Origin of the sequence: Nocardioides sp. NPDC059952 (assembly GCF_042730435.1) — a bacterium.
GTDB lineage: Bacteria > Actinomycetota > Actinomycetes > Propionibacteriales > Nocardioidaceae > Nocardioides.
The window spans coordinates 16,920-43,317 of record NZ_JBHWLY010000028.1; the positions used below are offsets into that span (position 1 = coordinate 16,920).

General features: G+C 70.6%; 22 protein-coding genes. 4 read left to right on the top strand and 18 right to left on the bottom strand.

The window, feature by feature from the left end; all coding sequences use genetic code 11:
• Positions 1 to 17: 17 nt before the first annotated feature.
• The 5 genes from ACFV9G_RS14665 to ACFV9G_RS14685 form a co-directional block, all read right to left on the bottom strand.
• Positions 18 to 1,220 (bottom strand): oxygenase MpaB family protein, encoded by a 1,203-nt coding sequence (locus ACFV9G_RS14665; RefSeq protein ID WP_378728199.1) that lies wholly within the window; start codon positions 1,218 to 1,220, stop codon positions 18 to 20.
• 105 nt (positions 1,221 to 1,325) lie between these two features.
• Positions 1,326 to 2,522, bottom strand: a complete 1,197-nt coding sequence (locus ACFV9G_RS14670) for an MFS transporter (RefSeq protein ID WP_378728200.1) — start codon at positions 2,520 to 2,522, stop codon at positions 1,326 to 1,328.
• 4 nt (positions 2,523 to 2,526) lie between these two features.
• Complete coding sequence (locus ACFV9G_RS14675) at positions 2,527 to 3,573, bottom strand: MerR family transcriptional regulator (RefSeq protein ID WP_378728202.1); 1,047 nt, start codon at positions 3,571 to 3,573, stop codon at positions 2,527 to 2,529.
• Between the two features lie 145 nt (positions 3,574 to 3,718).
• Positions 3,719 to 4,492 carry a TrmH family RNA methyltransferase gene (locus ACFV9G_RS14680; RefSeq protein WP_378728203.1) on the bottom strand — a complete coding sequence of 258 codons (774 nt, stop codon included), beginning with the start codon at positions 4,490 to 4,492 and terminating at the stop codon, positions 3,719 to 3,721.
• Between the two features lie 53 nt (positions 4,493 to 4,545).
• Entirely contained in the window at positions 4,546 to 5,256 is a 711-nt protein-coding gene (locus ACFV9G_RS14685; RefSeq protein ID WP_378728204.1) for a LysR family transcriptional regulator, read from the bottom strand.
• Positions 5,257 to 5,321: 65 nt separating this feature from the next.
• Here ACFV9G_RS14685 and gabT point away from each other — a divergent pair, with 65 nt between their 5' ends.
• The 3 genes from gabT (at position 5,322) to ACFV9G_RS14700 (ending at position 11,763) form a co-directional block, all read left to right on the top strand.
• Entirely contained in the window at positions 5,322 to 6,659 is a 1,338-nt protein-coding gene (gene gabT, locus ACFV9G_RS14690) for a 4-aminobutyrate--2-oxoglutarate transaminase (RefSeq protein WP_378728205.1), read from the top strand.
• On the top strand, positions 6,656 to 8,131 hold the full coding sequence (locus tag ACFV9G_RS14695) for an NAD-dependent succinate-semialdehyde dehydrogenase (protein ID WP_378728207.1): 1,476 nt from the start codon (positions 6,656 to 6,658) through the stop codon (positions 8,129 to 8,131). The genes gabT and ACFV9G_RS14695 overlap by 4 nt, the downstream gene beginning before the upstream one ends.
• 179 nt (positions 8,132 to 8,310) lie before the next feature.
• On the top strand, positions 8,311 to 11,763 hold the full coding sequence (locus ACFV9G_RS14700; protein WP_378728208.1) for an indolepyruvate ferredoxin oxidoreductase family protein: 3,453 nt from the start codon (positions 8,311 to 8,313) through the stop codon (positions 11,761 to 11,763).
• Here ACFV9G_RS14700 and ACFV9G_RS14705 read toward each other — a convergent pair.
• The 3 genes from ACFV9G_RS14705 to ACFV9G_RS14715 all read right to left on the bottom strand — a co-directional run bounded on the left by ACFV9G_RS14705 (position 11,760) and on the right by ACFV9G_RS14715 (position 15,633).
• Positions 11,760 to 12,251 (bottom strand): hypothetical protein, encoded by a 492-nt coding sequence (locus ACFV9G_RS14705; RefSeq protein ID WP_378728209.1) that lies wholly within the window; start codon positions 12,249 to 12,251, stop codon positions 11,760 to 11,762. The two genes, ACFV9G_RS14700 and ACFV9G_RS14705, sit on opposite strands and share 4 nt — an antisense overlap.
• 89 nt (positions 12,252 to 12,340) lie before the next feature.
• Positions 12,341 to 14,464 carry an acetate--CoA ligase family protein gene (locus ACFV9G_RS14710; RefSeq protein WP_378728210.1) on the bottom strand — a complete coding sequence of 708 codons (2,124 nt, stop codon included), beginning with the start codon at positions 14,462 to 14,464 and terminating at the stop codon, positions 12,341 to 12,343.
• Positions 14,461 to 15,633, bottom strand: coding sequence for an acyl-CoA dehydrogenase family protein (locus ACFV9G_RS14715; RefSeq protein ID WP_378728211.1), 1,173 nt, complete (start codon positions 15,631 to 15,633; stop codon positions 14,461 to 14,463). The genes ACFV9G_RS14710 and ACFV9G_RS14715 overlap by 4 nt, the downstream gene beginning before the upstream one ends.
• Positions 15,634 to 15,774: 141 nt before the next feature.
• On the opposite strand from ACFV9G_RS14715, the gene ACFV9G_RS14720 reads away from it, so the two are divergent.
• Positions 15,775 to 16,419: a TetR/AcrR family transcriptional regulator gene (locus ACFV9G_RS14720; RefSeq protein WP_378728212.1), complete on the top strand. Its 645-nt coding sequence runs from the start codon at positions 15,775 to 15,777 to the stop codon at positions 16,417 to 16,419.
• A gap of 21 nt (positions 16,420 to 16,440) precedes the next feature.
• Here ACFV9G_RS14720 and ACFV9G_RS14725 read toward each other — a convergent pair whose 3' ends face one another.
• From ACFV9G_RS14725 to ACFV9G_RS14770, 10 genes are read right to left on the bottom strand one after another with little or no spacing between them, the layout of a single operon-like run.
• Positions 16,441 to 17,301: a MaoC/PaaZ C-terminal domain-containing protein gene (locus ACFV9G_RS14725; protein WP_378728213.1), complete on the bottom strand. Its 861-nt coding sequence runs from the start codon at positions 17,299 to 17,301 to the stop codon at positions 16,441 to 16,443.
• A complete protein-coding gene (locus ACFV9G_RS14730; RefSeq protein ID WP_378728214.1) occupies positions 17,298 to 18,212 on the bottom strand; it encodes an SDR family oxidoreductase in 915 nt (304 codons plus the stop codon). Before ACFV9G_RS14730 ends, ACFV9G_RS14725 begins: the two co-directional genes overlap by 4 nt.
• A 57-nt stretch (positions 18,213 to 18,269) precedes the next feature.
• Entirely contained in the window at positions 18,270 to 19,412 is a 1,143-nt protein-coding gene (locus tag ACFV9G_RS14735) for a thiolase (protein ID WP_378728215.1), read from the bottom strand.
• On the bottom strand, positions 19,409 to 19,840 hold the full coding sequence (locus ACFV9G_RS14740) for a Zn-ribbon domain-containing OB-fold protein (protein WP_378728216.1): 432 nt from the start codon (positions 19,838 to 19,840) through the stop codon (positions 19,409 to 19,411). Before ACFV9G_RS14740 ends, ACFV9G_RS14735 begins: the two co-directional genes overlap by 4 nt.
• An 11-nt stretch (positions 19,841 to 19,851) precedes the next feature.
• Positions 19,852 to 20,733, bottom strand: coding sequence for an MBL fold metallo-hydrolase (locus tag ACFV9G_RS14745; protein ID WP_378728217.1), 882 nt, complete (start codon positions 20,731 to 20,733; stop codon positions 19,852 to 19,854).
• Complete coding sequence (locus tag ACFV9G_RS14750) at positions 20,730 to 22,376, bottom strand: ABC transporter substrate-binding protein (protein WP_378728218.1); 1,647 nt, start codon at positions 22,374 to 22,376, stop codon at positions 20,730 to 20,732. Before ACFV9G_RS14750 ends, ACFV9G_RS14745 begins: the two co-directional genes overlap by 4 nt.
• A gap of 25 nt (positions 22,377 to 22,401) precedes the next feature.
• Positions 22,402 to 23,289, bottom strand: a complete 888-nt coding sequence (locus tag ACFV9G_RS14755; RefSeq protein ID WP_378728219.1) for an ABC transporter permease — start codon at positions 23,287 to 23,289, stop codon at positions 22,402 to 22,404.
• On the bottom strand, positions 23,286 to 24,248 hold the full coding sequence (locus tag ACFV9G_RS14760) for an ABC transporter permease (protein WP_378728220.1): 963 nt from the start codon (positions 24,246 to 24,248) through the stop codon (positions 23,286 to 23,288). Before ACFV9G_RS14760 ends, ACFV9G_RS14755 begins: the two co-directional genes overlap by 4 nt.
• Before the next feature lie 4 nt (positions 24,249 to 24,252).
• The gene (locus tag ACFV9G_RS14765; RefSeq protein WP_378728221.1) at positions 24,253 to 25,254 is read right to left on the bottom strand and encodes an ABC transporter ATP-binding protein; all 1,002 of its coding nucleotides are present in this window, start codon (positions 25,252 to 25,254) and stop codon (positions 24,253 to 24,255) included.
• A complete protein-coding gene (locus ACFV9G_RS14770; RefSeq protein ID WP_378728222.1) occupies positions 25,251 to 26,216 on the bottom strand; it encodes an ABC transporter ATP-binding protein in 966 nt (321 codons plus the stop codon). Before ACFV9G_RS14770 ends, ACFV9G_RS14765 begins: the two co-directional genes overlap by 4 nt.
• Positions 26,217 to 26,398 lie beyond the last annotated feature (182 nt).

Below are 26,398 nucleotides of genomic sequence, written 5' to 3' on the forward strand. Positions count from 1 at the left end.
GCGCCGCCTCGGGGCCGCTACTCCGGCCGATTGCTCAGCGGCAGCGTGATCGGCGCCGGGTCGCCGGGCGAGAAGTAGATCTTGATGAAGGTGTGCACCGCCTCCGGGAGCAGGTTGGAGACGAGCGGGATGTTCGGGACGGTGCTCTGGTAGGAGGTGACCAGCAGCGGCACGGCGCTCGCCCAGACCGGCGCGAGCAGCGGGTCCTTGTCGAAGGCGATCATGTCGGCGTACGCGTCCCCGATCACGTAGCGTCCCAGCGACTCCAGCTCGTGGCGCAGCAGCGGGTTGCCCTCGCCGATCACCGAGTCGAGCAGGGCCTGGGCGAGCTCGACGCCCTCCCGGGTGCCGCCGGTGGCCGGGCCCATCACCTGGTCGTACTGCGCGTACGCCGCATCCCAGTCCTTCGGCAGGTACTGGTCCTGCACGCCGAGGAGATGGAGGTCGACGTTCCAGGCGTGCAGGAACGCGTCGGCGAGCTCCTTGCTCGGCGCGACGTTCCACTCGGTGAACTTCTTCATCACCCAGGTGCCGAGGCTGTGGAAGGTGACCAGGATGTCGGCCTGGCTGATCGGGACGTCCTGGCCGGCGCCGACGCCCGACCAGTGCGGGGACTGCGGCAGCAGGTGGCGTACGGCGGCGTGGACCATCCGGGTCTTGACCGAGTCGACCATCAACCGCCCGGACGCGGTCCAGCCCTGGGCGTCCATCACGTCGTAGCCGAGCACGGTCGTCTTGGCGATCCGGTCACGCATGTTCGCGCCGCCGTAGGAGTAGTAGACCGACCACGCCTCGCGCTTGATCGCGCAGCTGATCAGACCGCTGCCGAGGGTGTAGAGGAGCGCGAGGAAGAAGCCGTACCTCTCCTCGTTGAACGTGCCGGCCAGCTGCAGCTTGCCCTGGTCGGCCCAGGTCGGGAGGCCTCTGGCCTCCTCGATGAAGTCGACCAGATAGCCGGGCAGGCCGTCGGGGAGCGGCTGGTCGTTGGTGGTCCAGCCCTTGAGGATCTCGTTGACCTCGGCGACCTTGTCGGTGCCCTCGCCGTAGAGACGCTCGATGACCGGGTCGGCGCGGACGTCCCAGACGTGATCGGGATCGAGCCCCTCCCCCGTGCCCGCGATCGACGCGCTCGGCGACCACGTCCACAGCGGGAAGGTCGCGCCCGCGGCCGCCGCCGCGCCGCCCGAGGCCAGCAGCCGTCGTCTGCTCAGGTTCGTCATGCCGTGCTCCTTCGCAACGCCTTCGAGAACTTCCGCGTCCCGAGTGAAACAGGTTTGCCGTTCGTGTATCAGACCCTCGGGGGTATCGGCGGCGCGCGGTGTCCGTTACCCGCTGATCTCCGCCAGCTCGCGGGGTTGAGGCAACCGCGCGACCCGGACGGCCGCCGGAACGGTGACCAGGAGCAGTGCAGCGATGACGGCGAGCGCCAGCCGTACGTCGACCCCGGCCGCCACCCCCAGCAGCGGCGTGGCGAGCAGGACCGGGCCGGTCTGGGCCAGCTGGGTCAGGCTCGAGAACCGGGCGAGCATCTCCGGCGGGGTGCGGGCGACGTAGGCCGGGAGGAGGTAGGTGGTCAGCATCGTGGTGCCGACGCCGACGAGGCCGATCGCGACGATCCCCGCCCAGACCTCCGTACGCAGCCCCAGCAGGACCACCCCACCGGCAGCCAGCACCGGGCCGGCGACCGCGACCGGGGCGCGCGGTGCGCCCCGGCGGGCGACGACCAGGGTCATCACCAGTCCCCCGGCCACCCAGGCACCGGCGACGAGACCCGTCTCGGCGGCCGTCCAGCCGCGCTCACGGCCGGCGAGCGGCAGGGCGAGCATGACGAGCGGGAGGACCGAGGCGGCGAGGCCGGTGATGGCGACCAGGACCGGCACGACGCCGGGCGTGCGGGCTGCGGTCCTGGCGCCGTCGGCCAGGCTGCGCCAGACCGATCCCTGGCCGGACTCGGGGGCCGGCTCGTGCGGCGGCCGGACGAGGAGGAGCGCGACCAGCACCAGGGCATAGGTGGCCGCGTCCAGGCCGGCGGTCAGCGGCAGGCCGCCGTGGCCGATCAGGAAGCCGCCGGCCGCAGGCCCCGCGGCGCGGGCGATCTGATGGGCCGAACCGACCAACGCCATCCGCCGATCCAGATCCTCGGCCCCGAACAGTCGCGGGAAGACACCTTCGGCTGGTCGCCGCAGAGCCTGGATGGTGCCCGAGAGGACACCGAGCGCGACGAGCATCCACAGTCCCGCGCCGCCGATCGCGCCGACGGCGAACGCGGCCATGACCAGCACCATCGCGGCGTCGCACGCGGCCATCGTCCGCCGGATCCCGATCCGGTCGGCCAGCACTCCACCGGCGAGCACGAGCACGGCCAGCGGGATGCCCTCGATGGTCAGCACCAGGCTGGCCGCGTCGGCACCGAACCCCGCTGCCGCCCAGCCGATCGCGAAGAAGGTCACCGAGTCACCGAAGACCGATGCGGTCGACGCTGCCAGCCAGGGGCGGAACCCCCGGCCTGTGGTCCTGACCACCGGCTCAGTCCTCGTGACGTACGGGCATGACCAGCGCGGTGAACCCGGGCTGGTAGGGCGAGGTCACCACCACCGGCCGGTCCGGCGCGGTCATCGCCAGCTGCACCTCGTCACCCAGGCACGCTGCCAGCGCACGGCCGAACAGTGCCGTGCCGAGCCGGAGCCGGCTGGGCGGACCGGTCACCACGCCGCGTACGTCGCTCTGCTCGGCGGTGTGCGGGGAGCGGAGCCGCGTCCGGTCCCCGAGGAAGAGGTCGACCTCGGCGTAGGCTGCCGCGTCGAGCCCCGCGAGCAGGTCGGCCTTGGTGAGCACCGCCCGGGTGACGGCCGGCTCCAGGCCGGCCAGCACGAGCCGATGTGCTGGGTAGGTGGTGTCGCGGCCCAGCGCCTGCCCGGCGAGGGTCAGGGTGCCGTCCGCGATGCGCAGCTCGGCGGTGGTGATCGCATCCAGCCGGTCGGCCAGCGCGCCCGCATCGGGCAGGGACAGCACCGCCCGGCCGCCGTCCCCCTCCGCGACCGCCGGCAGCTCCCGTACCGCCATCCAGTAGCGGTTGGTCGCCACCACGTCCACACCCGCGCCGTCTCCGCCGCTGACGTCGACGAGGACGGAGGCCAGCTCGGAGGCCGGGTCGGACTCGGCCGCGTGCCGCACCTGCCGGATCCCCGCGGCCAGCACGGGACCGGGGAGCTCGACGAGCGCCGGCCTGGCTGCCGGCCCGGCGTCGACGGCGGCCAGCACACCGCGTACGGCCTCCTCGGCCCGCGCCGTGCGCGCGCTCTGGTCCTCGAGGAACTCCGCCAGCGCGGCCCGGGCCTCCGCGGTCGGCGAGTCGAGCACCACCCGCATCGTCCCGATCGGGACCCCCGCCTCGCGCATGCCCACGATCAGCCGGGCCCGGTCGGCGAGCTCGGGCGTGTAGTAGCGATAGCCCGTCCCGGAGTCGACCTCCGCCGGCACCAGCAGCCCGCACTCGTCGTAGTGCCGCAGCGCGCTCGCGGTCAGGCCAACCGCCCGCGCGAACGCCCCGATCGTCAACAATGGCTCATCCATCCCGCAACCATCGTCCTTCGGGTGAGATGAAGGTCAAGCCCGGCGAGGCGGCGGGATGCTCACCGAGGTAACTCACCGACTGCTCACTGCCCTCGCCGAGTTCCACGAGGGCAGTGACCGTCCACCGAGTTACCTCGGTGAGCATTCACCCACGCTGAGCCCGCGCCGAGGCGTAGAGGCACAGCGCGGCGGCGGTGGAGAGGTTGAGCGACTCGGCCTTGCCGAAGATCGGGATGCTCACGATCTCGTCGGCCTCGGCGGAGAGCTCGGGCGGCAGACCCCAGGCCTCGTTGCCCATCAGCCAGGCGGTGGGCCGGGCTAGGAGCGCGTCGGCGGTGAAGAGGTCGGCGGTGCCGTGCATGTCGGCGGCCAGGACGGTCAGGCCGGCGGCCTTGGCCGCTTTCACGGCGACCAGCGGATCGCGTTCGATCGCGACCGGGAGGTGGAAGGCGGAGCCCACCGAGGCGCGGACCGTCTTGGGGTTGTAGAGATCGACCGAGTCGCCGGCCAGGATCACCGCGGACGCGCCGGCCGCGTCGGCGCAACGGATCACGGTGCCGGCGTTGCCGGGATCGCGTACGTCCGCGCAGATCACCACGAGCGGACCGGCGATGTCGGACAGCGGAAAGTCCAGGAAGCGGCACAGCGCGACCACACCGGCCGGGGTGACCGAGTCGGAGAGACCGGCCATCGCTCGGTCCTCGACCAGGGTCACCTGCTGATCGGCCAGCAGCGAGGCGTACGTCTCGGCACCCGCCTCGGTCGCGAAGATCTCCTGCACGCAACCAGGGACGCCGAGGGCGCCTTCGACCGCCTTGGGCCCATCGGCCAGGAACTGCCGTCTCTCGGTCCGGACGGCTCGGCGAGCGAGCTTCCGAATCTCCTTGAGGCGGGCGTTACCTGCTGCCAGCGGCGTCATCCGGTCTCCTTCATGAGTCCTTTCCCCGCCACGGCGGGGAAAGGAACTGCTTGCTAGACGTTCGCGGCGGGGGTTTTGGACGCCCGGGGGGGGAATGGGCCCCCGACGGACGGGCCCCCGCCCCCCCCCCCCCCGCGGCCCCCCGCCCCCGCCGCGTCCAGGAGCGGTCGAGGACGCAGGTCGTCGGTGAGCAGCACGAGCGGCCGCGTCACCAGGTCGCGTACGTCCACGGACCCCCGCCCCGCCCACGGGTCCTCGGGCCGGACATAGGCCCACACCGGCAGCACGGCGAGGGCCCGCGAGGCCAGGGACCGGGCCGGCGGCCGGGTGACGATCGCCAGGTCGGCGCCGGCCCGGACGGCCGCCGCCGCGCCGCGCGGATCGAGCTCGCGGACCATCGCGACCGGGTCGTCGGGTCCGAGCGTCGCCAGGAACGGGGCGAGCACGTCGGTGAGCGTCGTCGTGGGCACGGCGAGATGGAGCTCGTCGAGGTGGCCCGAGGCGAGCACGGCCACGGCGCGATCGAGGTCGTCGGCGTGGGCCAGCAGGTCGCGAGCGCGGGGGAGGAGGTCCTCGGCCGTCCTGGTCAGCCGCAGCCGCCGGCCCTCGCGGGCGAAGAGCGGCACCCCGAGGTTGGCCTCGAGCTGACGAAGCTGCCGCGACAGCACCGGCTGGGTCACGTGCAGCACCTCGGCGGCCTGCGTCGCCGAGCCCGCGTCGGCGGTGGCGACGAAGTAGCGCAGCAGGCGCAGATCCATGCTCATGGGGCATGATTGTAGTAGTCAAAAGGTCTTGGACGACATGTGTCGCGGAGGCTCATGCTGAACCCATGACCGAGCCCTCGACCGTCGAACAGTCCCGCCTCCTGCGTACGCCGCTCCCCGGCCCCCGCTCCCAGGAGCTGATGGCCCGCAAGGTCGCGGCCGTGCCCCAGGGCGTGGCCACGACCATGCCCGTCTTCGCCGCGCGCGCGGCCGGTGGGATCGTCGAGGACGTCGACGGCAACCGTTTCATCGACCTCGGCTCCGGCATCGCGGTGACCACAGTCGGCTCCAGCGCCGCCCGGGTGGTCGACGCGGTCTCCGATCAGGTCGCGGCCTTCACGCACACCTGCTTCATGGTCACGCCCTACGAGGGCTACGTGGCCGTCGCCGAGCAGCTCGCCCGGCTCACCCCCGGTGATCACGAGAAGCGCACCGCGCTGTTCAACTCCGGCTCCGAGGCAGTCGAGAACGCGGTCAAGATCGCCCGCTCGTTCACCGGCAAGGACGCAGTTGTCGTCTTCGACCACGCCTACCACGGGCGCACCAACCTCACCATGGCGATGACGGCGAAGAACATGCCCTACAAGCACGGCTTCGGGCCGTTCGCGGGCGAGGTCTACCGGGCGCCGATGTCCTACCCGTTCCGCGACGCCGCCGAGATCGACGGCAAGCTCGCGGCGGCCCGGGCGACCTCCCTGATCGAGACCCAGGTCGGTGCCGACAACCTGGCCGCGATCGTGATCGAGCCGGTCCAGGGCGAGGGCGGCTTCATCGTCCCGGCGCCCGGCTTCCTCGCCGCGCTGGCCGACTGGTGCCGCGCCAACGACGTGCTCTTCGTGGCCGACGAGGTGCAGTCCGGCTTCGGCCGCACCGGCACCTGGTTCGCCGTCGAGCACGACGACGTGGTCCCCGACCTGGTCGTGAGCGCCAAGGGCATCGCCGGCGGCCTGCCGCTCTCCGCGGTGACCGGCCGTGCCGAGGTCATGGACGCCGTCCACCCCGGCGGCCTCGGCGGCACCTACGGCGGCAACCCGCTCGCCTGTGCCGCGGCGCTGGCGGTGATCGAGACCATCGAGGCCGAGGACCTGCTCGCCCGGGCCCGGGACATCGAGGCACGCCTGCTCGGCAGGCTCCGCGACCTGCAGGCCGGCGACGCTCGCATCGGCGACGTGCGCGGCCGGGGCGCGATGATCGCCGCCGAGTTCGTCGACCCGGCCACCGGCGACCCGGACGGCGCTACGGCCAAGGCCGTCGCAGCCTACGCTCACAGCCAGGGTGTCATCACCCTGACCTGTGGCACCTGGGGCAACGTCATCCGCTTCCTGCCCCCGTTGAGCATCTCCGACGAGCTGCTCGACGAGGCCCTGGACGTACTCACGACCGCACTGGAGGAGACCAAGTGACCACGAGCACCCCGCCCAAGAGCACCCAGACCAGCTACCTCGACGCCCTCGAGCCCGGCAGCGGCGTCCTCGTCGGCGGCCGGTGGCGCCCGGGTGGCGCCGGCGTCTTCGCCGTCGAGAACCCCGCCACCCGCGAGCTCGTCGCCGACGTCGCCGACGGCACCCCCGAGGACGCGACCGCGGCGGTCGACGCGGCCGCGGCGGCGCTCCCCACGTGGTCGGCGCTGCCGCCGCGTACGCGCAGCGACCTGCTCGGCCGGGTCCGCGACCTGATGCTGCGCGACGCCGACGAGCTCGCCGCCCTGATCGCGCTGGAGAACGGCAAGTCGCTGACCGACGCCCGCGGCGAGGTCGGCTACGCCGCCGAGTTCTTCCGCTGGTACGCCGAGGAGGCCGTGCGCCCGCACGGCGACTTCGGTCCCTCGCCGGCCGGCGGCACCCGCACCATCGTCACCCACAAGCCGGTGGGCGTGGCCGCCCTCGTGACGCCGTGGAACTTCCCGGCCGCGATGGCCACCCGCAAGATCGCCCCGGCTCTCGCGGCCGGCTGCACGGTCGTGCTCAAGCCTGCCGCCGAGACGCCGCTGACGGCGCTCGCGATCGCCCGGCTGATCGCCGAGGCCGGCATCCCCGATGGCGTCGTCAACGTGGTGCCCGGCCTCGACGCCCCGGGGATCGTCAGCACCTGGCTCGCCGACGCCCGGGTCCGCAAGATCTCCTTCACCGGCTCGACCGGCGTCGGCCGCGTCCTGCTCCGCCAGGCCGCCGACCGCGTCGTCAACACCTCGATGGAGCTCGGCGGCAACGCGCCGTTCGTCGTCACCTCGACCGCGGACGTCGCGTCGGCCGTCGAGGGCGCGATGGTCGCCAAGTTCCGCAACGGGGGACAGGCCTGCACCGCGGCCAACCGGCTCTACGTCCACGCCGACGTCGCCGAGGAGTTCACCGCCCGCCTCGGTGCTGCCGTGGAGGCTCTCAAGGTCGGTCCCGCCGAGCAGGGCAGCGACATCGGCCCGCTCATCTCCGCGAAGGCGTACGCAGGAGTCACCGGCCTCGTCGACGCCGCCGTGGCCGCGGGAGCCGTGGTCGCGCATCGCGCCGAGCCCCCGCAGTCCGAGGGCTACTTCTACGCGCCGACAGTCCTGACCGGCGTACCTGCCGACTCGCCGCTGCTGCGCGAGGAGATCTTCGGCCCGGTGGCCCCGATCGTGGTCTGGAACGACACCGAGGAGCTGCTGGCCTCTGTCAACGACACCGAGTTCGGCCTGGCGGCGTACGTCTTCGGCGAGATGGGCGAGGCGCTGCACGTCGCCGAGCGGATCGACGCCGGGATGGTCGGGGTCAACCGTGGCCTCGTCTCCGACCCCTCGGCGCCGTTCGGCGGGGTGAAGCAGAGCGGCATCGGGCGCGAAGGCGCACGGGCCGGGCTGGAGGAGTACCTCGAGACGCAGTACCTCAGCGTCGCCTGGTGATTGCGCCCCAGGACGGCGCCCCAGGAATTAGCACCACGTCGGCTCTATCAACGATGATGTGACCCAGGCCACCCGCACACCCTGCGGGTGGCCGATTGGGACAGCCCCCACCCGGGCGGTCCCGACCAACACTCCAGACGGACCACCAGCGCCGCCCGGCAGATTGAGGAGTCACACCTATGACCGCAGTGTTCGAGCCCGGGACCTCGTTCGAGGCCTATGACCTGGCAGACCGCTATCGAGTCGGAGCCGGCCCGGTGTTGCTCACCGGGATCCAGGCGATCGCGCGGATGCTCGTCGAGCAGCGTGCCCTCGACCAGCGCCGCGGCCTGCGCACCGGCACCTTCATCTCCGGCTACCCGGGCAGCCCGCTCGGTGGTCTCGACCAGCTGCTGCTGGGTCTGCCGAAGGAGATGGCCGACGCCGACATCACCGTGGTCCCGGGCCTCAACGAGGAGCTCGCCGCCACCGCGGTGTGGGGCTCGCAGTCCGCGGTCACCCTCGACACCGAGCGCTACGACGGGGTCACCGGCGTCTGGTACGGCAAGGGCCCCGGTGTCGACCGCGCGCTCGACGCGATGCGCCACGCCAACATGTACGGTGCCCACCCCACCGGCGGCATGCTGATGCTGGTCGGCGACGACCCGGCCGCGAAGTCCTCGACCGTGCCGGCCGTGAGCGAGCGGACCCTGGCGAGCCTCGGCATCCCGGTGCTGTTCCCGCGCAACGCCTCCGAGATCGTCGAGTACGGCATGGAGGGCATCGCCCTCTCCCGCGCCTCCGGCTGCGTCGTCGCGCTCAAGATCGTCGCCGACGTCGCCGACGGCGCCTGGGTGGTCAACCCGGAGATCGGCGTCCTCGACCCGGTCATGCCGAAGACCCAGTGGGACGGCGTCCCCTACACCTACGAGCCGACCAAGATCGAGCTCTTCCCCGACCGGATCGTCGGCGCCGAGGCGAAGCTCTACGGCCCCCGGATGGGTGTCGTGAAGGCGTACGCCGCCGAGAACCACCTCAACCGGATCGAGGTCAAGGCACCGAACGCCAAGGTCGGCATCGTCGCCTCCGGCTCGTGCTACGACTCGATGCGCCAGGGCCTGAAGGACCTCGGCCTCGGCCACGACGACCTGGTGTCCGCCGGGATCCGGGTGCTGCGCCTGGGCATGATGTGGCCGGTCGAGCCGACCATCGTCTCGGAGTTCGCCGACGGGCTCGAGGAGATCGTCGTCGTCGAGGACAAGACCTCCTTCATCGAGCAGGGCATCCGCGAGATCCTCTACGGCGAGCCGTCGGCTCCCGTCATCATCGGCAAGAAGGACCGCAACGGTGTCCCGCTGGTGCCGCTCGACGGCGAGCTGACCGCCGGCCGCCTGCTCGCGCCGCTGCGCCGCGCGCTGAAGGGCCACGCCCAGCTGAAGGCCGCCGGTCCGGCCCGGATCGACCTGCCGCTGCTCTCGACCTCGCGCACCCCCTACTTCTGCAGCGGCTGCCCGCACAACCGTTCCACCGCGCTCCCCGACGGGAGCCTGGGCGGTGGCGGCATCGGCTGCCACACCCTGGTGACCGCCTCGCAGCGTGAGGACAGCGCGGTCGTCGGCATCACCCAGATGGGTGGCGAGGGCTCGCAGTGGATCGGGCAGGCGCCCTACAGCCACGCCGGCCACACGTTCCAGAACGTCGGTGACGGCACCTTCTTCCACTCCGCGCAGCTGGCCATCCAGGCCTGCGTGGCAGCCAACGTCAACATCACTTACAAGCTGCTCCACAACGACGTCGTCGCGATGACCGGTGCCCAGAAGCGGCAGGGCGAGGTCGAGATGGCGCAGCTGACCCACAAGCTGATGAACGAGGGCGTCAAGGCGATCATCGTCGTCGCCGACGAGCCGAAGCGCTACCGCCGCGCCCACTTCCCCGCAGGCGTACGCCTGTGGCACCGCGACCGCCTCGACGACGCCCAGCGGGAGCTGCGCGACGTCGAGGGCGTGACCGTTCTGATCTACGACCAGCACTGCGCCGCCGACGCGCGGCGTCAGCGCAAGCGCGGGACGATCGAGGCCCGCAACACCCGGATCGTGATCAACGAGGCCGTGTGCGAGGGCTGCGGTGACTGCGGCGTGAAGTCCAACTGCCTCTCCGTGCAGCCGGTCGAGACCGAGCTGGGCCGCAAGACCCGCATCGACCAGACCTCCTGCAACACCGACTACACCTGCGTCGAGGGCGAGTGCCCCTCGTTCATGGCGGTCGAGACCGACCCGACGGTCAAGAAGGCGAAGAAGTCGACCCCGGAGCCGCCGACGGTGGCGGACCCCGGCTACGGCGAGCTGGAGCGGACCTACGGCGTGTTCATGGCCGGCATCGGCGGCACCGGCATCGTCACCGTCAACCAGGTGCTCGCGACGGCGGCGCTGCGTGCCGGCTTCGGCGTGGAGTCGCTCGACCAGGTCGGGATGAGCCAGAAGGCGGGCCCGGTGACGGCGCACCTGCGGTTCGGGCCGGGAGCGATCGATCCCTCCAACCGGGTCACCCCGGGTTCGGCTGACGCGCTGCTCGGCTTCGACCTGCTCACTCTGGCCGAGGGCAAGAATCTCGCCTACGGCGACCCGGCGCACACCCGCGCCGTCGTGTCGACCAGCAAGACGCCGACCGGGCCGATGGTCTATGACAAGGACATCGCCTACCCGGCCGACGACGAGCTGCTCACCCGGGTGAACAGCGCGACGTCCTCGCTGCGTGCCTTCGACGCGCTGGCGGCGGCGGAGACCCTCTTCGGCAACACCGCCGCGGCCAACTTCCTGCTGGTCGGCGCCGCCTACCAGGCCGGCGCTCTGCCGATTCCGGCCGAGGCGATCGAGGAGGCCATCGGCATCAACGGTGTCGCGGTCAGCGCGAACGTCGCCGCCTTCCGCTGGGGCCGCGCCTCGGTCGCGATGCCGGAGGAGTTCGCCAAGGTCACCGGCACGGCCACCGCTCCGGTCGAGCCGATCCTCGTGCCGGCGCTGGACGCCGCGACGTTCGAGGGCGAGGTGCGCCGCCTCGCCGAGGTCCGCGCGCCGAAGCTCGTCGCCTTCCAGAACCAGGCGACCGCTCGTGACTACGTCGAGACCGTCGACCGGATCTGGACCGCCGAGCGCTCGGTGACCGAGGACACCCGCTTCTCCGAGGCCGTCGCCCGCTACCTGTTCAAGCTCACCGCCTACAAGGATGAGTACGAGGTCGCCCGGCTCCTCACCGCGCCGGCCGCGCTCGACGGCGTCCGCGCCGAGGTCCAGGGCAAGATCAGCTTCAAGCTCTCCCCGCCGATCTTCGGGGCGTTCCTCAAGGGCGGCAAGATGACCTTCGGCCCGCGTTCGCACTTCATCCTGCGCCTCCTGGCGACGCTGAAGTTCCTCCGCGGCACCTTCCTGGACCCCTTCGGTCACGCCCACGTACGCCGGACCGAGCGCGCCCTGCTCGCGCACTACTCCGCGCTGGTCACCGGCCTCGCGGCCGACCTCACCGAGGAGTCCTACGCCCGGGCCGTTCGCCTCGCCGAGCTCCCGGACATGGTGCGCGGCTACGAGAACGTGAAGATGCGCAACGTCGAGGCCTATCGCGAGGCGCTCGCCGCCGAGGGCATCGACCTGACGGTCTAGATCACGCCGAGTGTGTCCGCCAGCCTCGACTGCGCACCAGCGCTGTCGAGGCTGGCCTCCACCCGGCGTACGTTGCCGGCCGAGGGGTAGGCGAAGAGCGCCATCAGTGCCAGGGAGATGAGCCCGCCGATGACGTACGTCATCAGCTGGCCCTCGGTGAGGACGAACGCGAGGGTGATCGAGACGAGTGCGACCAGCTCGCTGAGCGCGAGCCGGAGGATCAGCGATGTCTGGTGCTTCTGCAGCGCCTCGCCCTTCGCCTTCTCCGGGGCGGTGCCCGGGGTGATCGGGGCGGCCCGGAACCCGATCGTCGAGAGGATCAGGGCGATGACGACCCCGGCCACGACCTGACCCCCGATGACGTACGTCGACGGCAGCGCCAGGTCGGGGTCGGGGACGCTGAGGTAGACGACCACCCCCAGCACCACGACCATGCTCATGAACGCGAGCGCCATCATCTGAGCCGTACGCAGGGCGGGTGTGGGCATCTGAGCTCCTTCTCGAGGGGTGATTGGGAGGCAACCTAGCGGACCGGGCCCCGGGATGCTGTACGCACCCCGGGGCCCGGTGAGGCGGATCAGCTCCGCCAGGTGATCAGCGCGTCGAGCGCCTCGATCCGGTCCCCGGAGACCAGCAGCGGGTTGACCTCGAGCGCCTCGAGGTCGTCGCCGAGAGCGACGGCGATCGCGCCGATCCTGGCCACCACGCCGGCGAGCGCGTCCAGGTCGACCGGTGCCTGGCCGCGAGCGCCCCGGAGAATGGAGGCGCTGCGCAGCGACTCGACGGCCCGCCGGGCCTCGGCCTCCGAGACGGGCAGCAGGCGGAGCTGGGAGTCGCCGAGGATCTCGACCCAGATCCCACCCATCGCGACCGCCAGCGTGAGCCCCCACGACGGATCGCGGACGACACCGACGAGCAGCTCCGTGCCACCTGAGCGCATCGGCTGGACGACGGTCGTGGTGCCGTCGTGGCCGGCCTTCGCGAGCGAGTCGGCGATCCGTGCTGCCGCGGCGCGGACCGACTCCGCGTCGTGGAGGCCGAGCTCCACGCCACCGAGGTCGCTCTTGTGCTCCAGATCGTCGGCGGCCGCCTTCAGCACCACGGGGAAGCCGACCTCCTCGGCGTGGCGCGCGGCCTCGTCGGGGGAGGTGGCCACCCGGGACGGCACCATCGGGATGCCGTTGGCCGCCAGGAACGCGGATGCAGGACGCTCGGTCCACGTCCCGGTGCGCGGTGGCAGACCGTCCTCGACGGTCACCTCGACCTCGACCGGCGCATCCGCGCCGGCCTGATGGTGCCGGTAGGTCTGCGACCAGCGGACCGCGTGGCCCAGCGCCGTCATCCCGTGCTCGATGCCACCCGCGATCTGCGGGTAGCTCGCCGCTTCCCGAAGAGCCCGTCCGGTCTCGCTCACGTCGATCAGGACGTTGCCCACGATCACGACCGGCTTCGGCGAGGAACGGATCACCCCACCCGTGTGCCGGTAGGTCTCCACCGCGAGGTCGAAGTCGGGTGTCGTCCGCGGCATGTCCTGCAGCAGCATGATGACGTCGACACCGGGGTCGGCGGCGACGACGCCGAGCGCCTTCGACATGAGCTGCCGGTCGAGCAGCACGTAGCCGGTGACGTCGAGCGGGTTGTTCGGCGTGGCGAAGGGCGGCAGCACCTCCCGGAGCGCTGCCGTGGTCGTCTCGGCGAACTCCGGCAGGTCGAGCCCTTCGTCCTCGGCCCGGTCGGAGATGATCTCGGAGGCGCCGCCCGAGGGGGTGACGACGCCGATCCGGTTGCCCGGGAGCGGACCGGTCTCGGCGAGCATGCCGGCGGTGACCATCAGGTCCTCCAACGAGCCCACGCGGATCACACCGAGCTGACGGAAGGCGGCGTCGACGGTCCTGTCGTCACCGACCAGCGCCCCCGTGTGGGCCTGGGCGGTCCGGGAAGCCTTGGCGCTACGGCCGATCTTGAGAGCCACGATCGGCTTGCCCGCCGCCAGCGCACGCCGGGCGATGTCGGCGAACTCGTCCGGGTGCCGGATGCTCTCCAGGAAGAGCGCGATCACCTTGGTGCTCGGGGAGTCGACCAGCGCGTTCATCACGTCGGTCACCGACATCGCGGTCTCGTTGCCCATCGAGACCAGGAGCGAGATCCCGATGTTGCGGGCCTGGGCGAAGGCCAGCACGTTGCTGGCCAGCGCACCGCTCTGCAGCACGACCCCGACGGAACCACCCAGGAGCGGCGGAGGGATGGGCAGCCCGTACGGCGTGATCGAGTCGGCCGCGTTGATGAACCCGTTCCCGTTGGGGCCGAGGACGGTCAGGTCGTGCCTGCGGGCGATGTCGGCGACCTCCTGCTCTCGGATCGCGCCCTCCTCACCGACCTCTCCGTAGCCGGCGGTGAGGATGACGTAGTTCCGGATGCCGCGAGCCGCACCCTCCTCCAGGACCAGCGGTACGACCTCGATCGGCGTCATGACGTAGGCGAGGTCGACCGGCCCCGGGATGGCGGAGAGGCTGCGGTGGGTCTCGACACCGTGGACGACAGGCGTCTTGGGGTTCACCAGATGCACGTCACCGGAGAAGCCGTGCTGGAGAAGGTTGTTGTAGGTGCTCAGCGACCAGCCCGACTTGTCGGTCGCCCCCACCAGGGCGACCGACTTCGGGCGGAAGAACTCCTGCAGCCGGTCGGCGTCGAGGATGCTCATGCCAACGACGCTCCCACCTTGACGTTGCCCTTGAGCAGGTTTCGGGCGATGGTGCGGCGCTGGATCTCGTCGGTGCCCTCGAAGATGCGGAGCAGGCGCAGCTCGCGGTACCAGCGCTCCAGCGGGAGCTCCTTGGTGTAGCCCATCCCGCCGTGGATCTGGAGGACGCGGTCGACGACGCGGTTGGCCATGTTGGTGCCGTACAGCTTCGCGATGGACGAAACATGGCGGGCGTCCATCTTGTTCTCGACCTGCCAGGCGGCATGGAGGGTCAGCCAGCGGGCGGCCTCCAGCTCGACCGCGCTGTCGGCGATGTGTCCCTGGATGAACTGGTAGTTGGCGATCGGCTGGCCCATCGAGTGACGGTTGTTGGCGTGCTCGATCGCCATCTCGAGCATCCGCTCCGCGGCCCCGATCGCCCCGGCCGGGATCATGAAGCGACCGTTGCCGATCCACTGCATCGCCAGCTCGAAGCCCTTGCCCTCCTCGCCGAGGATGTGGTCGTTCGGGACGCGTACGTCCTGGAAGCTGAGCGCCGCCGGGCCCCACTCACCCATGGTCGGGATGGGCGTGGACTCCCAGCCCATCGCCCGGTCGACCAGGAAGCAGGTGACGCCGCCGTCGGCGCCCTTCTCCGGGTCGGTGACGGCGAAGACCATCACGAAGTCGGCCTCGTTGCCGTTGGTGATGAAGACCTTCTCGCCGTTGATCACCCAGTCGTCGCCGTCACGGACCGCTCTGGACCGGATGCTGCGGGCGTCGGAGCCAGCACCGGGCTCGGTGATCGCGAAGCAGCTGCGGCGCTCACCCTCGATGGTCGGGATGAGGTACTCCTGCTTCTGCTCCTCGGTACCGGCGTAGAGGATGTTGTCCGCGCTGCCGCCGAAGCGGAACGGCACGTAGGTGCGGCCGGCCTCACCCGCGATGATCGCCGACATCACCGCTCCCGCGGCCATGCCGCCGTACTCCTCCGGGGTGTTGATCCCCCAGTAGCCGTACTTGCGGGCCTTGGCCTGCAGGTCCTTGAGCTGTCCCGGCTCGAGCGCAGGACGGCCGTTGCGCTCGTTGATGAGGACCTGGTCCTCCAGCGGCATCACCTCCTTGGTGACGAACTGGCGCACGGCCTCCTTGACTGCTCGATGCTCTTCTCCCAGCGCGAAGTCGATCATTGCCCGCTCCTTCGGTTAGAGTGAGTTTCTAGAATCGTTTTCTAGAATGGACTATGAGAAGAGTCACGCAGTAGCGGTTCGTCGTCAAGAGGAATTGCGCATATTGTGAGAAGATCCCGGCACCACGACGAGGAGTGAACGATGGCCCTAGAGGTCGAATCGCAGCGCCCGGGAGGGCGTCGCTGGGCGAAGACCGAGGAGACGCGCCGTCAGCTCCTGGACGCCTCGCGCGAGGTCTTCGCGGAGAAGGGCTACGCCGTGGCCAGCGTCTCCGACGTGGTGGCCCGTGCCGGCTCCAGCGTCGGGAGCGTCTACCACCACTTCGGTGGCAAGGAGCAGCTCTACCTCGCCCTGTGGGAGGAGTACGTCGACCGGCTGGCCGCCGCGGCGGCCGCCAGCGTCGCGAAGGCGCGCAAGAGCGGCGTCGAGGCCCCGCTCGACCAGTTCGAGGCAGGTGCCCTGGCCTACCTCGACGCGGTCTGGGAGGACCGGGAGCTGCTGCCCGTCTTCTACGCCGGCGACGGCCCGCCAGGCTTCGAGATGATGCGCCGCCGCCGCAACATCGAGTGGATCCGCCGCAACCTGCAGGTGCTCGGCCTCGGCGTCAGCGAAGAGAACCAGCTGCTCGGTGCGATCCTGACCGCGCTCATCGGCGAGGCGGCCCGGATGACGGCCGCGTGCGAGACCAAGCGCCAGGCGCGGCGGGTGTCTCGGCACGCGATCGCCTTGGCCCAACGGCTCTTCGTCGGGGAGGTCGCCGAGCCCGCGGCTCAGGCGGCCGAGTAGCTCCCGGAGGGCTTTCGAGGATCAGCGCCATGTGGCCAGCCCGCGGTCGATGACCACGGTGCCGTCCTCCTTCCGGGTCTGGAAGGCGGACGTCCCCTCATCGACCCGCCACATCGCGACCTGCAGGGTCTCGCCGGGAAGGACCGGCGAGGAGAACCGGCCGGCCATCGAGGCCATCGCGTCCCCGTCGCCACCTGCGATCGTGCCGATCAGCGCCCGGCCGGTGACCCCGTAGGTGCACAGACCGTGCAGGATCGGGCGCTCGAACCCGCCTCGCGCGGAGAAGCGCGGGTCCGAGTGCAGCGGGTTGCGGTCGCCGCTGAGCCGGTAGAGCAGGGCCTGGCCGGGCCAGGTCGGCATCGTCACCAGCTCGTCGGGGTCGCGCTCGGGGATCGGTGAGGCGACCCTGGGGCCCGGGTCACCTCCGAACCCGCCCTCGCCCCGGATGAACACGGAGCTGCGCGTGGTCACGACGGCTTCGCCCGTCGCCGGATCGACCGCCTGGGCCTCGCTCGCGACCAGGGCTCCCGAGCCCTTGTCGTACATGCCGGTCACCTGGGACGTGAGCGAGACGGTGCCTTCGGCGGTCAGGGGCCGGTGCAGGACGACCTCCTGCTCGGCGTGGACGAGCATGGCCGGGTTGAAGTCGCCCATCCTCCTCCCGCCACGCCTGGCGCCCCAGGTGACCATCACCCCGAACGTCGGCAGCACCTTCTGCTCCGGGCACGCGTCGTCCCCGTGCTCACTGGTGTAGCTCAGGTCGCTCAGCGGGTCGTCGTGCCCGGCGCCGACGCCGAGGGCGTACAACAGCGTGTCGGCACCGGTCCAGGACCGCTCCTCGGGCTCGGAACGTATGCCGATGACTGACTGGTCGAGACTCATGCCTCCGGCGTCCTTCCGCTGGTGAGCGAGTTCGCCCGGGCCCCCGCGATCATGCTGGGCAGCACGACATCGAGCTCGTCGACCGTCCAGGGGCCCTCCTTCTCCTCGGTCGGGCCGGCGACCCAGCCCTCGGCCACGCTCACGTGCCCTCCGCGTACGTTGAAGACGCGACCGGTCACCTGGCGCGCGTTCGGAGAGGCCAGCCAGGCCACCACGGGGGAGACGTTCTCCGGTGCGCCCGGGTTCCACTCACCCTCGGCCACCTGGGGCTGGTTGGGGTTGAGGTTCTCGGTCATCCGGGTCAGCGCCGCCGGGGCGATCGCGTTCACGGTGATGCCGTAGCGGCGCAGCTCCTGGGCGGCGATGACGGTCATCGCCGCGATGCCGGCCTTGGCGGCGCCGTAGTTGATCTGCCCCGGGTTGCCGTAGATGCCCGAGGAGGAGGTGGTGTTGATGATCCGGGCGTCCACGTCCTCACCCTGCTTGGACAGCTCGCGCCAGTGCTGGGCGGCCACGCTCATCGGCGCGAACGTGCCACGCAGATGGACCTTGACGACCGCGTCCCACTCGTCGATCGACATGTTGACCAGCATCCGGTCGCGCAGGATCCCGGCGTTGTTGACCAGTACGTCGACCCTGCCCCACTCGTTGAGGGCGTCCTGGAACAGCTTCTGGGCGCCCTCCGGGTCGCTGATGTCGCTGCCGTTGGCGATCGCCTCGCCGCCGAGCGCGCGTACCTCCTCGACGACCTGCTGCGCGGGGTCGTCGGCCTTGCCGGTGCCGTCGAGTCCGGCGCCGAGGTCGTTGACGACGACGGCGGCGCCCCGGCGGGCGAACTCGAGCGCATGTGCGCGGCCGAGGCCGCGGCCGGCGCCGGTGATGATGACTACCTGTCGGTCGGTGCTTGCCATAGGTCTGCTCCTTCGGGTGGTGGGTCAGTGCTGGTTGAGGGCCGGTTCAGGGCCGGTTCAGGGCCGGTTGGCGAGGATCAGGGTCGCCGCGCTCATGAACATGCCGCCGTTGCCGAGCACGAGGCTGGTGGCGACGTCGTCGACCTGCGCGGCGGCCTCGCCGCGCAGCTGGCGTACGGACTCCTGGATCGCGAACATCCCGTACATGCCGGTGTGGGTGTAGGACATGCCGCCGCCGTTGGTGTTCAGCGGCAGCGACCCGCCGGGGGAGGTGTTGCCCTCGGCGACGAACGCACCCGACTCCCCGCGGCCGACGAAGCCCATGTCCTCCAGGCCGTAGAGGGGCACGTGGGCGAAGGCGTCGTAGATCATCAGGTGGTCGATGTCGGCCTGGGAGGTGCCCGACTCCTTGAACGCCGCCTGGCTGGACAGGGTGAACTGCTTGCAGCGGGTCATGTCCTCCATCTGCGAGATCAGCGGCGTCGTCGCCGCCTCGCCGGTGCCGAGGATGTGGACCAGCGGCTTGTCGCTCCCGTGCGCCTCGGCGAACTCGCGGGAGGCCACGACCAGGGCGCCGCCGCCGTCGGTCACCAGGCAGCACATCAGCAGGGTGAACGGGTCCGCGATCATCTTGGCGCCGAGGACGTCGTCGACGCTGATCTCATCGCGGAACATCGCCCGAGGGTTGCGGGCGGCCCAGCGCCGCTGCGCGACCGCGACCTCGGCGAGCTGCTCGAGGGTGTTGTCGGTCTCGTGCAGGAACCTTCGGGCGGGCACGGTGAAGCTCGTCGGCGGACCGGTGATCCCGTACGGCATCTCGAACTGCGCCATCACCGAGTCGTTGGCGCGGGGGTGCATCGGTGCGCCCACCCGGGACCGGCCGGACTCGCCGTGGGTCACCAGCACGACGTCGGCGTAGCCCGCCTTGATCGCCGCTGTCGCGTGACGTACGTGGAAGAGGAACGAGGCGCCGCCGACGCCGGTGCCGTCGACATAGGTCGGAGTGATCCCCAGGCTGTGTGCGACCTGGATCGGGCCGGGGACGGAGACCGAGGCGATGCCGTCGACCTGGTCCTTGGTCAGATTCGCGTCCGCGAGGGCCCGGCGGGCGCCCTCGACGTGCAGCTCGAGGGTCGAGGTGGTGGGCAGCTTGCCGATGTCGGTCTCGGCGGCACCCATGATGACGACGTCGCGGCTCATCGCGCGTTCTCCTTCATCGGGGCGAAGACGGGCACGGCGACGTCCGTGCGCTGCTCGAAGCGGACCTCCACCGGCATGTCGAGCTCGAGCTCGTCCGGATCCGCATCGACCAGGTTGGTCATCATCCGTGGCCCCTCGTCGAGCTCGACCACGGCGATCACTGTCGGCACCGGGAAGCCCGGTGCGGGACGGTGGGACACGATGTAGGTGTGCAGCATGCCCCTGCCCGAGCAGGTGACCCACTCGAGATCGGTGGATCCGCACCGCGGGCAGGAGGAGCGCGGATAGAAGAAGACCTGGTCGCAGGGACGGCACTTCGGCAGATCGAGCCTGCCGGCGGCCGTGGCGTCCCAGTACGGCTGGGTCTCCGGTGTCGCCCGTGGCGCGAACCGCGCCTGCGGGGAGACCTCGGGAGTTGCCGTTCTCATGGTGTGCTGCCTCATCTGGTGCTGCCCTTCTCCCGCTTCCGCGGTGCGCGGGTGTCGAGGTAATGGAGGATGGCCTCGACCGAGGCCCTGGCGGCCGGACGACGTTGGTCGTCGACCTTGGCGTAGACGTGGTCGGAGACGTGCTCGCGGGCGACGCCGTCGGCCAGCAGCGCGGCCACCTGGTCGATCCGTCGCTGCCGGTCGGCGATCCGAGCACGCAGGTACGTCGTGGGCTCACGCACCGCCGGCCCGTGCCCCGGCAGGAGGATCCAGTCGTCGTCGACCAGCTCGGCGATCCGGGCCATCGAGCCGAGCATGTCCGCGATGGTGCCGTCGGGGTGCGAGATGTAGGGGTTGAACCGGGCCAGCACGGTGTCCCCGGTGAGCATCACGCGGCGGTCGCCGAGCGAGAAGCTCACCCCGTCCGAGGTGTGCCCGGGGGTGGCGAGAGTGCGGATCTCGGTGCGTCGGCCCAGGTCGATCCGGGTCCCGTCGGGGATGATCCCGTGCTGGACCCGTGGCCTGATGGCGGCCTGCCAGCGCTCGGCCACCGCATGCGCGGCCTGGGAGTGGTCGCCGTGATGGTGGCTGAGCAGGATCGTCTCGACGCGGGCACCCGCCCCGCGCACCACCTCGTCGATCCGGTCCAGGTGCTCGGGGTCGGTCGGACCGGGGTCGATGACCACGGCCCGACCTTCCCCGACGACGATCCAGGTGTTGGTGCCCTCGTACGTCCAGTGGTTGGCGTTCGGCGCGAGCAGCAGGTGGACGCCACCGGTGACCTCCACCGGCTCCCCGGGTCGAGGCGGGGCCCCGCCGACGTCCCAGATCGCGTCGATGCGGCAGGAGTCGTCCCGGCGGTGCTCATCCTGGACGGGAGGGCCGCTGCTCACTCCTGCTCCATCCAGACGTCTTGGAGCTCGCGGGAGGAGTAGTCCGGGTGCGGGTAGTAGTCGTGGACCTTGCCCGAGTAGAGCGTCTGGGTGTCGTAGGCGTACAGCGGCAGCGGCGTGGAGACGTTCTCCATGATGTAGCGCTCGATGTCCTGCAGCGCCTTCTCCCGCTGTGCCTCGTCGGTGATGACGCGCTGGGCGGCGACCATCTTGTCGAGCTCCGGGTCGTTGACCTTCGACCAGTTGCGGGTGCCGGTGCTGGTGTACTCCGAGGTGAGGTACTCGTCGGCTGTCAGCATCGGGGTCTGCAGGCCGTACATGATGTCGTACTTCGTCTCGGGCCAGGTCGAGCTGACGTAGGTGGCGTAGTCCTGCTGGTCGATGGTCAGCTTGATGCCGATCTTGGCGAGGTCCTCCTGGACCCACTGGGCCTCGCGCAGGATGGTCTCGCCGTAGCCGTCGGTGGCGACCAGGTCGGCGGAGAAGCCGTCGGGGTAGCCGGCGTCTGCCAGGAGCTTCTTGGCCTTCTCGGGGTCGTACTCCAGCAGCCCGTCGACCTCGTCCTGGGGCAGAGCCCCGAAGAGGGTCGGCGAGATGGGACCGGTGAGCGTCCCGCCCGATCTCAGGGCCTTGATCATCCCCTCCTTGTCGATCGCGTGCGCGACGGCGCGGCGGACCTCCAGCTTGCTGAACGGCCCCTTCTCGGCGTTCATGAAGACCCGGGTCTGGGTGATCCCCTTCTCCGTACGCAGCTGCAGCCCGTCGATCTGGCTGAGGAGCTGGTCGACCTGGCGCTTCTCGGTGGAGAGCGAGGCGATCATGTCGAGCTTGCCGCTGCGCAGCGCGGCGATCTGGGCCTGGGCGTCGGGGAGCACGGTGGTCTGGATGCCGTCCAGGTGGGGGAGACCCTCGATGAAGTAGTCGGGGTTCTTCTCCATCACGCGCTCCTGGTCGCGCTTCCAGCTCTTCAGGACGAACGGGCCGGTGCCGATCGCCTCCTCGGCCAGGTTGAACTCGCCCTTGGTGCCCTCGCAGGGAAGGATCGCCATGAACGGGTTGGCCATCGTCTGGTCGAAGGCGGTGTTCGCCGACGCGAGCGTGAAGGCCACGGTGTAGGGGTCCGGGGTCCCCACCTTCGTGACGCCGGCGACCAGTCCGAGCTGGTGGCCGGGCAGGGTCTTGATCCGGTCGACGGTGCACTTGACGTCGGCCGAGGTGAACTCGCGGCCGTTGACCGGGGGCTTGTCGTGGAACTTGACGCCCTGACGCAGGTTGAAGGTCCAGGTCTTCAGGTCCTCCGACTTCGACCACTTCTCAGCCAGGTCGCCCTCGAGCTCGCTCGAGCCGTACGTGACGTCCTTGCCGGTCTTCGGCGCGACCAGGCGGCTGTAGACCGTCCCGACCGCGACGTGGGTCATGTAGGACGCCTCCTTCTGGATGTCCAGCGAAGGCGCGTCGGCGGTGGCCGCGGTGTGCAGGATGCCGCCGTCCTGGGGCGGTCCGGCGTCCTCGACGATCTTGCCCTTGCCGGAGGCGGTTCCGCCCGCGCCGCAGGCGGTGGTCAGGGCGAGGCAGGCAGCGGCCACGACCGCACCGGCGGTCCGGGCCTGTGATCTCGTGAGGCGAAGCATGGGGTGGGACATCACGGACTCCTTGGGTGGGATGGGGCTAGCGGCGCTGTTTGGGGTCGAGGAAGTCGCGCATGGCGTCGCCGAGCAGGTTGAACGCCAGGACGGACACGGAGAGGATCAGGCCGGGAACGACGGTCATCCACGGGGCGATCTCGAGCTGGCTGCGGCCCTCGCTCAGCATCCGGCCCCACGAGGGTGTCGGCGGCGGGGTGCCGATGCCCAGGAAGCTGAGCGCGGACTCGGCGATGAGGATGACCGCGAAGAGCAGCGAGCCCATGACGAAGAGCGGTGCCATCAGGTTGGGCAGGCCGTAGCGGATCAGGATCCGTGGGGTTCCGCAGCCGACCGAGCGGGCGGCCTCGACGTACGGCTCCTCGCGGATGCGGAGCATCTCGCCCCGGGCCACGCGGTTGATCGAGGGGATCACCAGCAGGCTGAGGGCGATCACGGTGTTGCGTACGCTCGGGCCGAGCAGGGCGGCCACGAAGAGCAGCAGCACGATCGAGGGGATCGCCATCAGCGCGTCCATGATGCGCTGGAGCACGGAGTCGATCCAGGTGCCGCCGAAGTAGCCGGACACGACACCGACGACCAGGCCGATCGCACCGCCGAGAGCGAGCGTGGCGACCGCGATCAACAGGGACGTCCGGGCGCCGTAGAGCGACCGGCTCAAGACGTCCCGGCCGAGCTCGTCGGTGCCGGCGAGATGACCTCCGACCCCCGGAGCGGTCAGGAGGTTCACCCGGTCCTGGGCGAGCGGGTCGTACGGGGCGATCCAGGGCGCCAGGACGGCCACCACGACGAAGAGCGTGATCAGGAAGAGGGCGACGGCGCCGAGGGGCTGCTCCCTGGTGAACCGGCGCAGGCCGCTGCGGGCTCGTGGTCGGCGGGCCGCGCGCGCGGTCCCGGAGATGGCGATGCTCATGCCGAGGCTCCTTCGTAACGGATCCGCGGGTCGATGACCGCGTAGAGCAGGTCGACCACGACGTTGACGAGGATGAAGATGGCGCCGTAGAAGATGACGCAGCCGAGGATGACCGGGTAGTCGCGCTGCCCGACCGCCTCGAAGATCAGCGACCCCATCCCCGGGATCGCGAAGATCCTTTCGAGGATGACGGTGCCGCCGAGGATGTGACCCACCTGCAGACCGAGCACCGTGAAGACCGGGATCAGCGAGCTGCGGCCGGCGTGCTTGAGCACGACCACGCGCTCGGACGCGCCGCGGGAGCGGATGGTGCGGATGAAGTTGGAGCCGAGCACCTCCAGCAGCGAGGAGCGCAGCATCCGGGCGATGCTCGCCATCGTCGCAGCGCCCAGGGCTATCGCCGGGAGCGCCATGTGGACGAGGTTCTGGCCGAGGTCCTCGGTGGGAGAGGCGTAGACCAGGGGTGGGGACCAGCCGAACCAGAGCGCCAGGAAGGTGATCAGGAGGAGAGCCAGCCAGAAGTTCGGCAGCGACATGCCGATGACCGCCAGGAACCGCATGACGTTGTCGACGACGCTGTGATGCCGGATCGCCGAGAGCATGCCGAACGGCACGCCGAGCAGGATGCCGAAGAGGATGGCGAGCAGACCGAGCTCGAGGGTGGCGGGAAGGCGCTCGAGGATCTTGGTCGTGACGGGGCGTTCGTCGTCGAACGAGTCGCCCAGGTCGCCCTGGGCGAGCCCGCCCACGAAGTGGCCGAACTGGGTCAGGAGCGGCTCGTCCAGACCGAGCTCGGCGGTGCGCTGGTCGATCTGGGCCTGGGTGACGCCGGGGGCGTCGGCCAGCTGGAGCCGCACCGCGTCGCCGGGGATCAGTCGGATGATGAGGAAGACCAGAGTGGCGACCAGGGCGAGCACGAGCAGGCCGTAGGTCAGGCGTCGTCCGGCGTAGAGAAGCATGCGATCACCTCGCGGGAGTGGGGTCGAAGAGGTGGCAGGCGACGCTTCGGGCGTCGCTCGAGCTGCCGATGGTCAGCAGCTCCGGCTCGTTGCGGTCGCAGCCGTCGACGCGCTGGCTGCAGCGTGGGTGGAACCGGCAGCCAGCCGGGGGCCGCCGCGGGCTGGGGATCTCGCCGGCGAGCGGCGTACGCAGCTGGTGATGGGCGTCGGGGGAGGGGATCGACGCCATCAGAGCCTGTGAGTAGGGATGTCTCGGCCGCTCGCTGATGTCGTCGGCGTGAGCCACCTCGGCGAGCTTGCCGAGATACATCACGCAGACGCGGTCGGAGATGTAGCGCACCACGTTGAGGTCGTGCGCGATGAAGAGATAGGAGAGCCCGAGCTCGCGCTGGACCTCCTTGAGCAGGTTGAGCACCTGCGCCTGGACGGAGACGTCGAGTGCGCTGACCGCCTCGTCGCAGACGATGAGGTCGGGGTCGGTGGCGAGTGCTCGGGCTATCCCGATGCGCTGCGCCTGGCCGCCGGAGAACTGGTGGGGATAGCGCTCCAGCGCGAACGAGGGGAGGCCGACCAGGTCGAGCAGCTCCTTGGCGCGTTTGATGCGGCCGGCCCTGTCGCTCATGCCGTGGACCATCATCGGCTCGGTCAGCACCTGCGCGATGGTCATCCGTGGGTTGAACGAGCTGAACGGGTCCTGGAAGACGAGCTGCATCCGCTTGCGGAGCTGCGTCAGGCTGCTCTTCGAGAGCGCGGCGATGTCTTGACCGTCGAAGGTGACCGAGCCGCTGGTCGGCTCGATCAGCCGGAGGATCAGACGCCCGAGGGTCGACTTCCCGGAGCCCGACTCTCCGACCAGTCCGAGGGTCTCGCCGCGCTTGATGGTCAGGGAGACACCGTCCACGGCGCGTACGGGTGGACGACGCGGAGTGAGGAGGCCCTTGCCGTCGCCGAAGTGCTTGACCAGACCGTGTGCTTCGACGAGGGGAGCGGCGCCGGGGACGATCATCGGGCCACCTCCGCCATCGGCGCGAGGGCGCCGCGCTCCTCGTCCGGACGCCAGCAGCGGACCTGTCGGCCGGCGATGTCCCGTAGCGGCTGGGACGTCTCGCACTCGGGGCCGGCCTCGGAGCAGCGGGTGGCGAAGCGGCAGCCGCTGGGCATCTCGTTGAGGGCGGGCACGGCGCCGGGGATCGCCGGCATCTCCTGGTCGCGCGGGGTGTCGCGTCGCGGGATCGCATCGAGCAGCGCCTGGGTGTAGGGGTGCTGCGGCCGGTCGAGGATCTCGTCCGCGGTGCCGGTCTCGACGACCTGCCCGGCGTAGAAGACGACCACCCGGTCGGCCATCTCGGCGACCACGCCCATGTCGTGGGTGATCAGCATCAGCCCGACCCCGGTTCGGTCCTGGAGGTCGCGGATCAGCGCCAGGACCTGGGCCTCCACGGTGACGTCGAGGGCGGTGGTCGGCTCGTCGGCGATGAGCAGGCGTGGGTCGCAGGCCAGCGCGCCGGCGATCATGACCCGTTGCCGCTGGCCGCCCGAGAGCTGGTGGGGGTACGCCTTGAACTTGGTCTCGGGCTCGGGGATGCCGACGAGGTCCAGCAGCTCGACCGCGCGCTCGCGTGCCTTCCGTTTCGAGACGGCGTGGTGGATCCGGTAGGCCTCGACGAGCTGGTGCCCGATCGTGAAGAGGGGGTCGAGCGAGGTCATCGGGTCCTGGAAGATCACCGAGATGTCCTTGCCCCGCACGCCGCGCATGTCGTGGTTGTCGGCTCCGGTGATGTCCCTGCCGTCCCAGGTGATCCGACCGCCGCTGACCCGGCCGTTGCCCAGCAGGCCGAGCACGGCGAGCGCCGTGACGCTCTTGCCGGAGCCGGACTCGCCGACGACGGCGACGGTCTCGCCCGCGTCGATCCAGAGGTCGACGGCGTTGAGCGCCTCGACCGTTCCGCCCCCGGTCCGAAACTCCACGTGGAGGTCCTCGATGCGCAGAAGCGGCTCATTCGCGGACCCAGTTGGTGCTCTCATGTCGGACCCTCCAGTTCGTGTCCGCGACCGGGTGTCGGTCGCCGATGTTGGTGGCTCAATCTAGAATCACGCTCTAGGATGAGATTCATCATTGGGTCGCCAAACGAGTGTGTCAAGGGTCACAA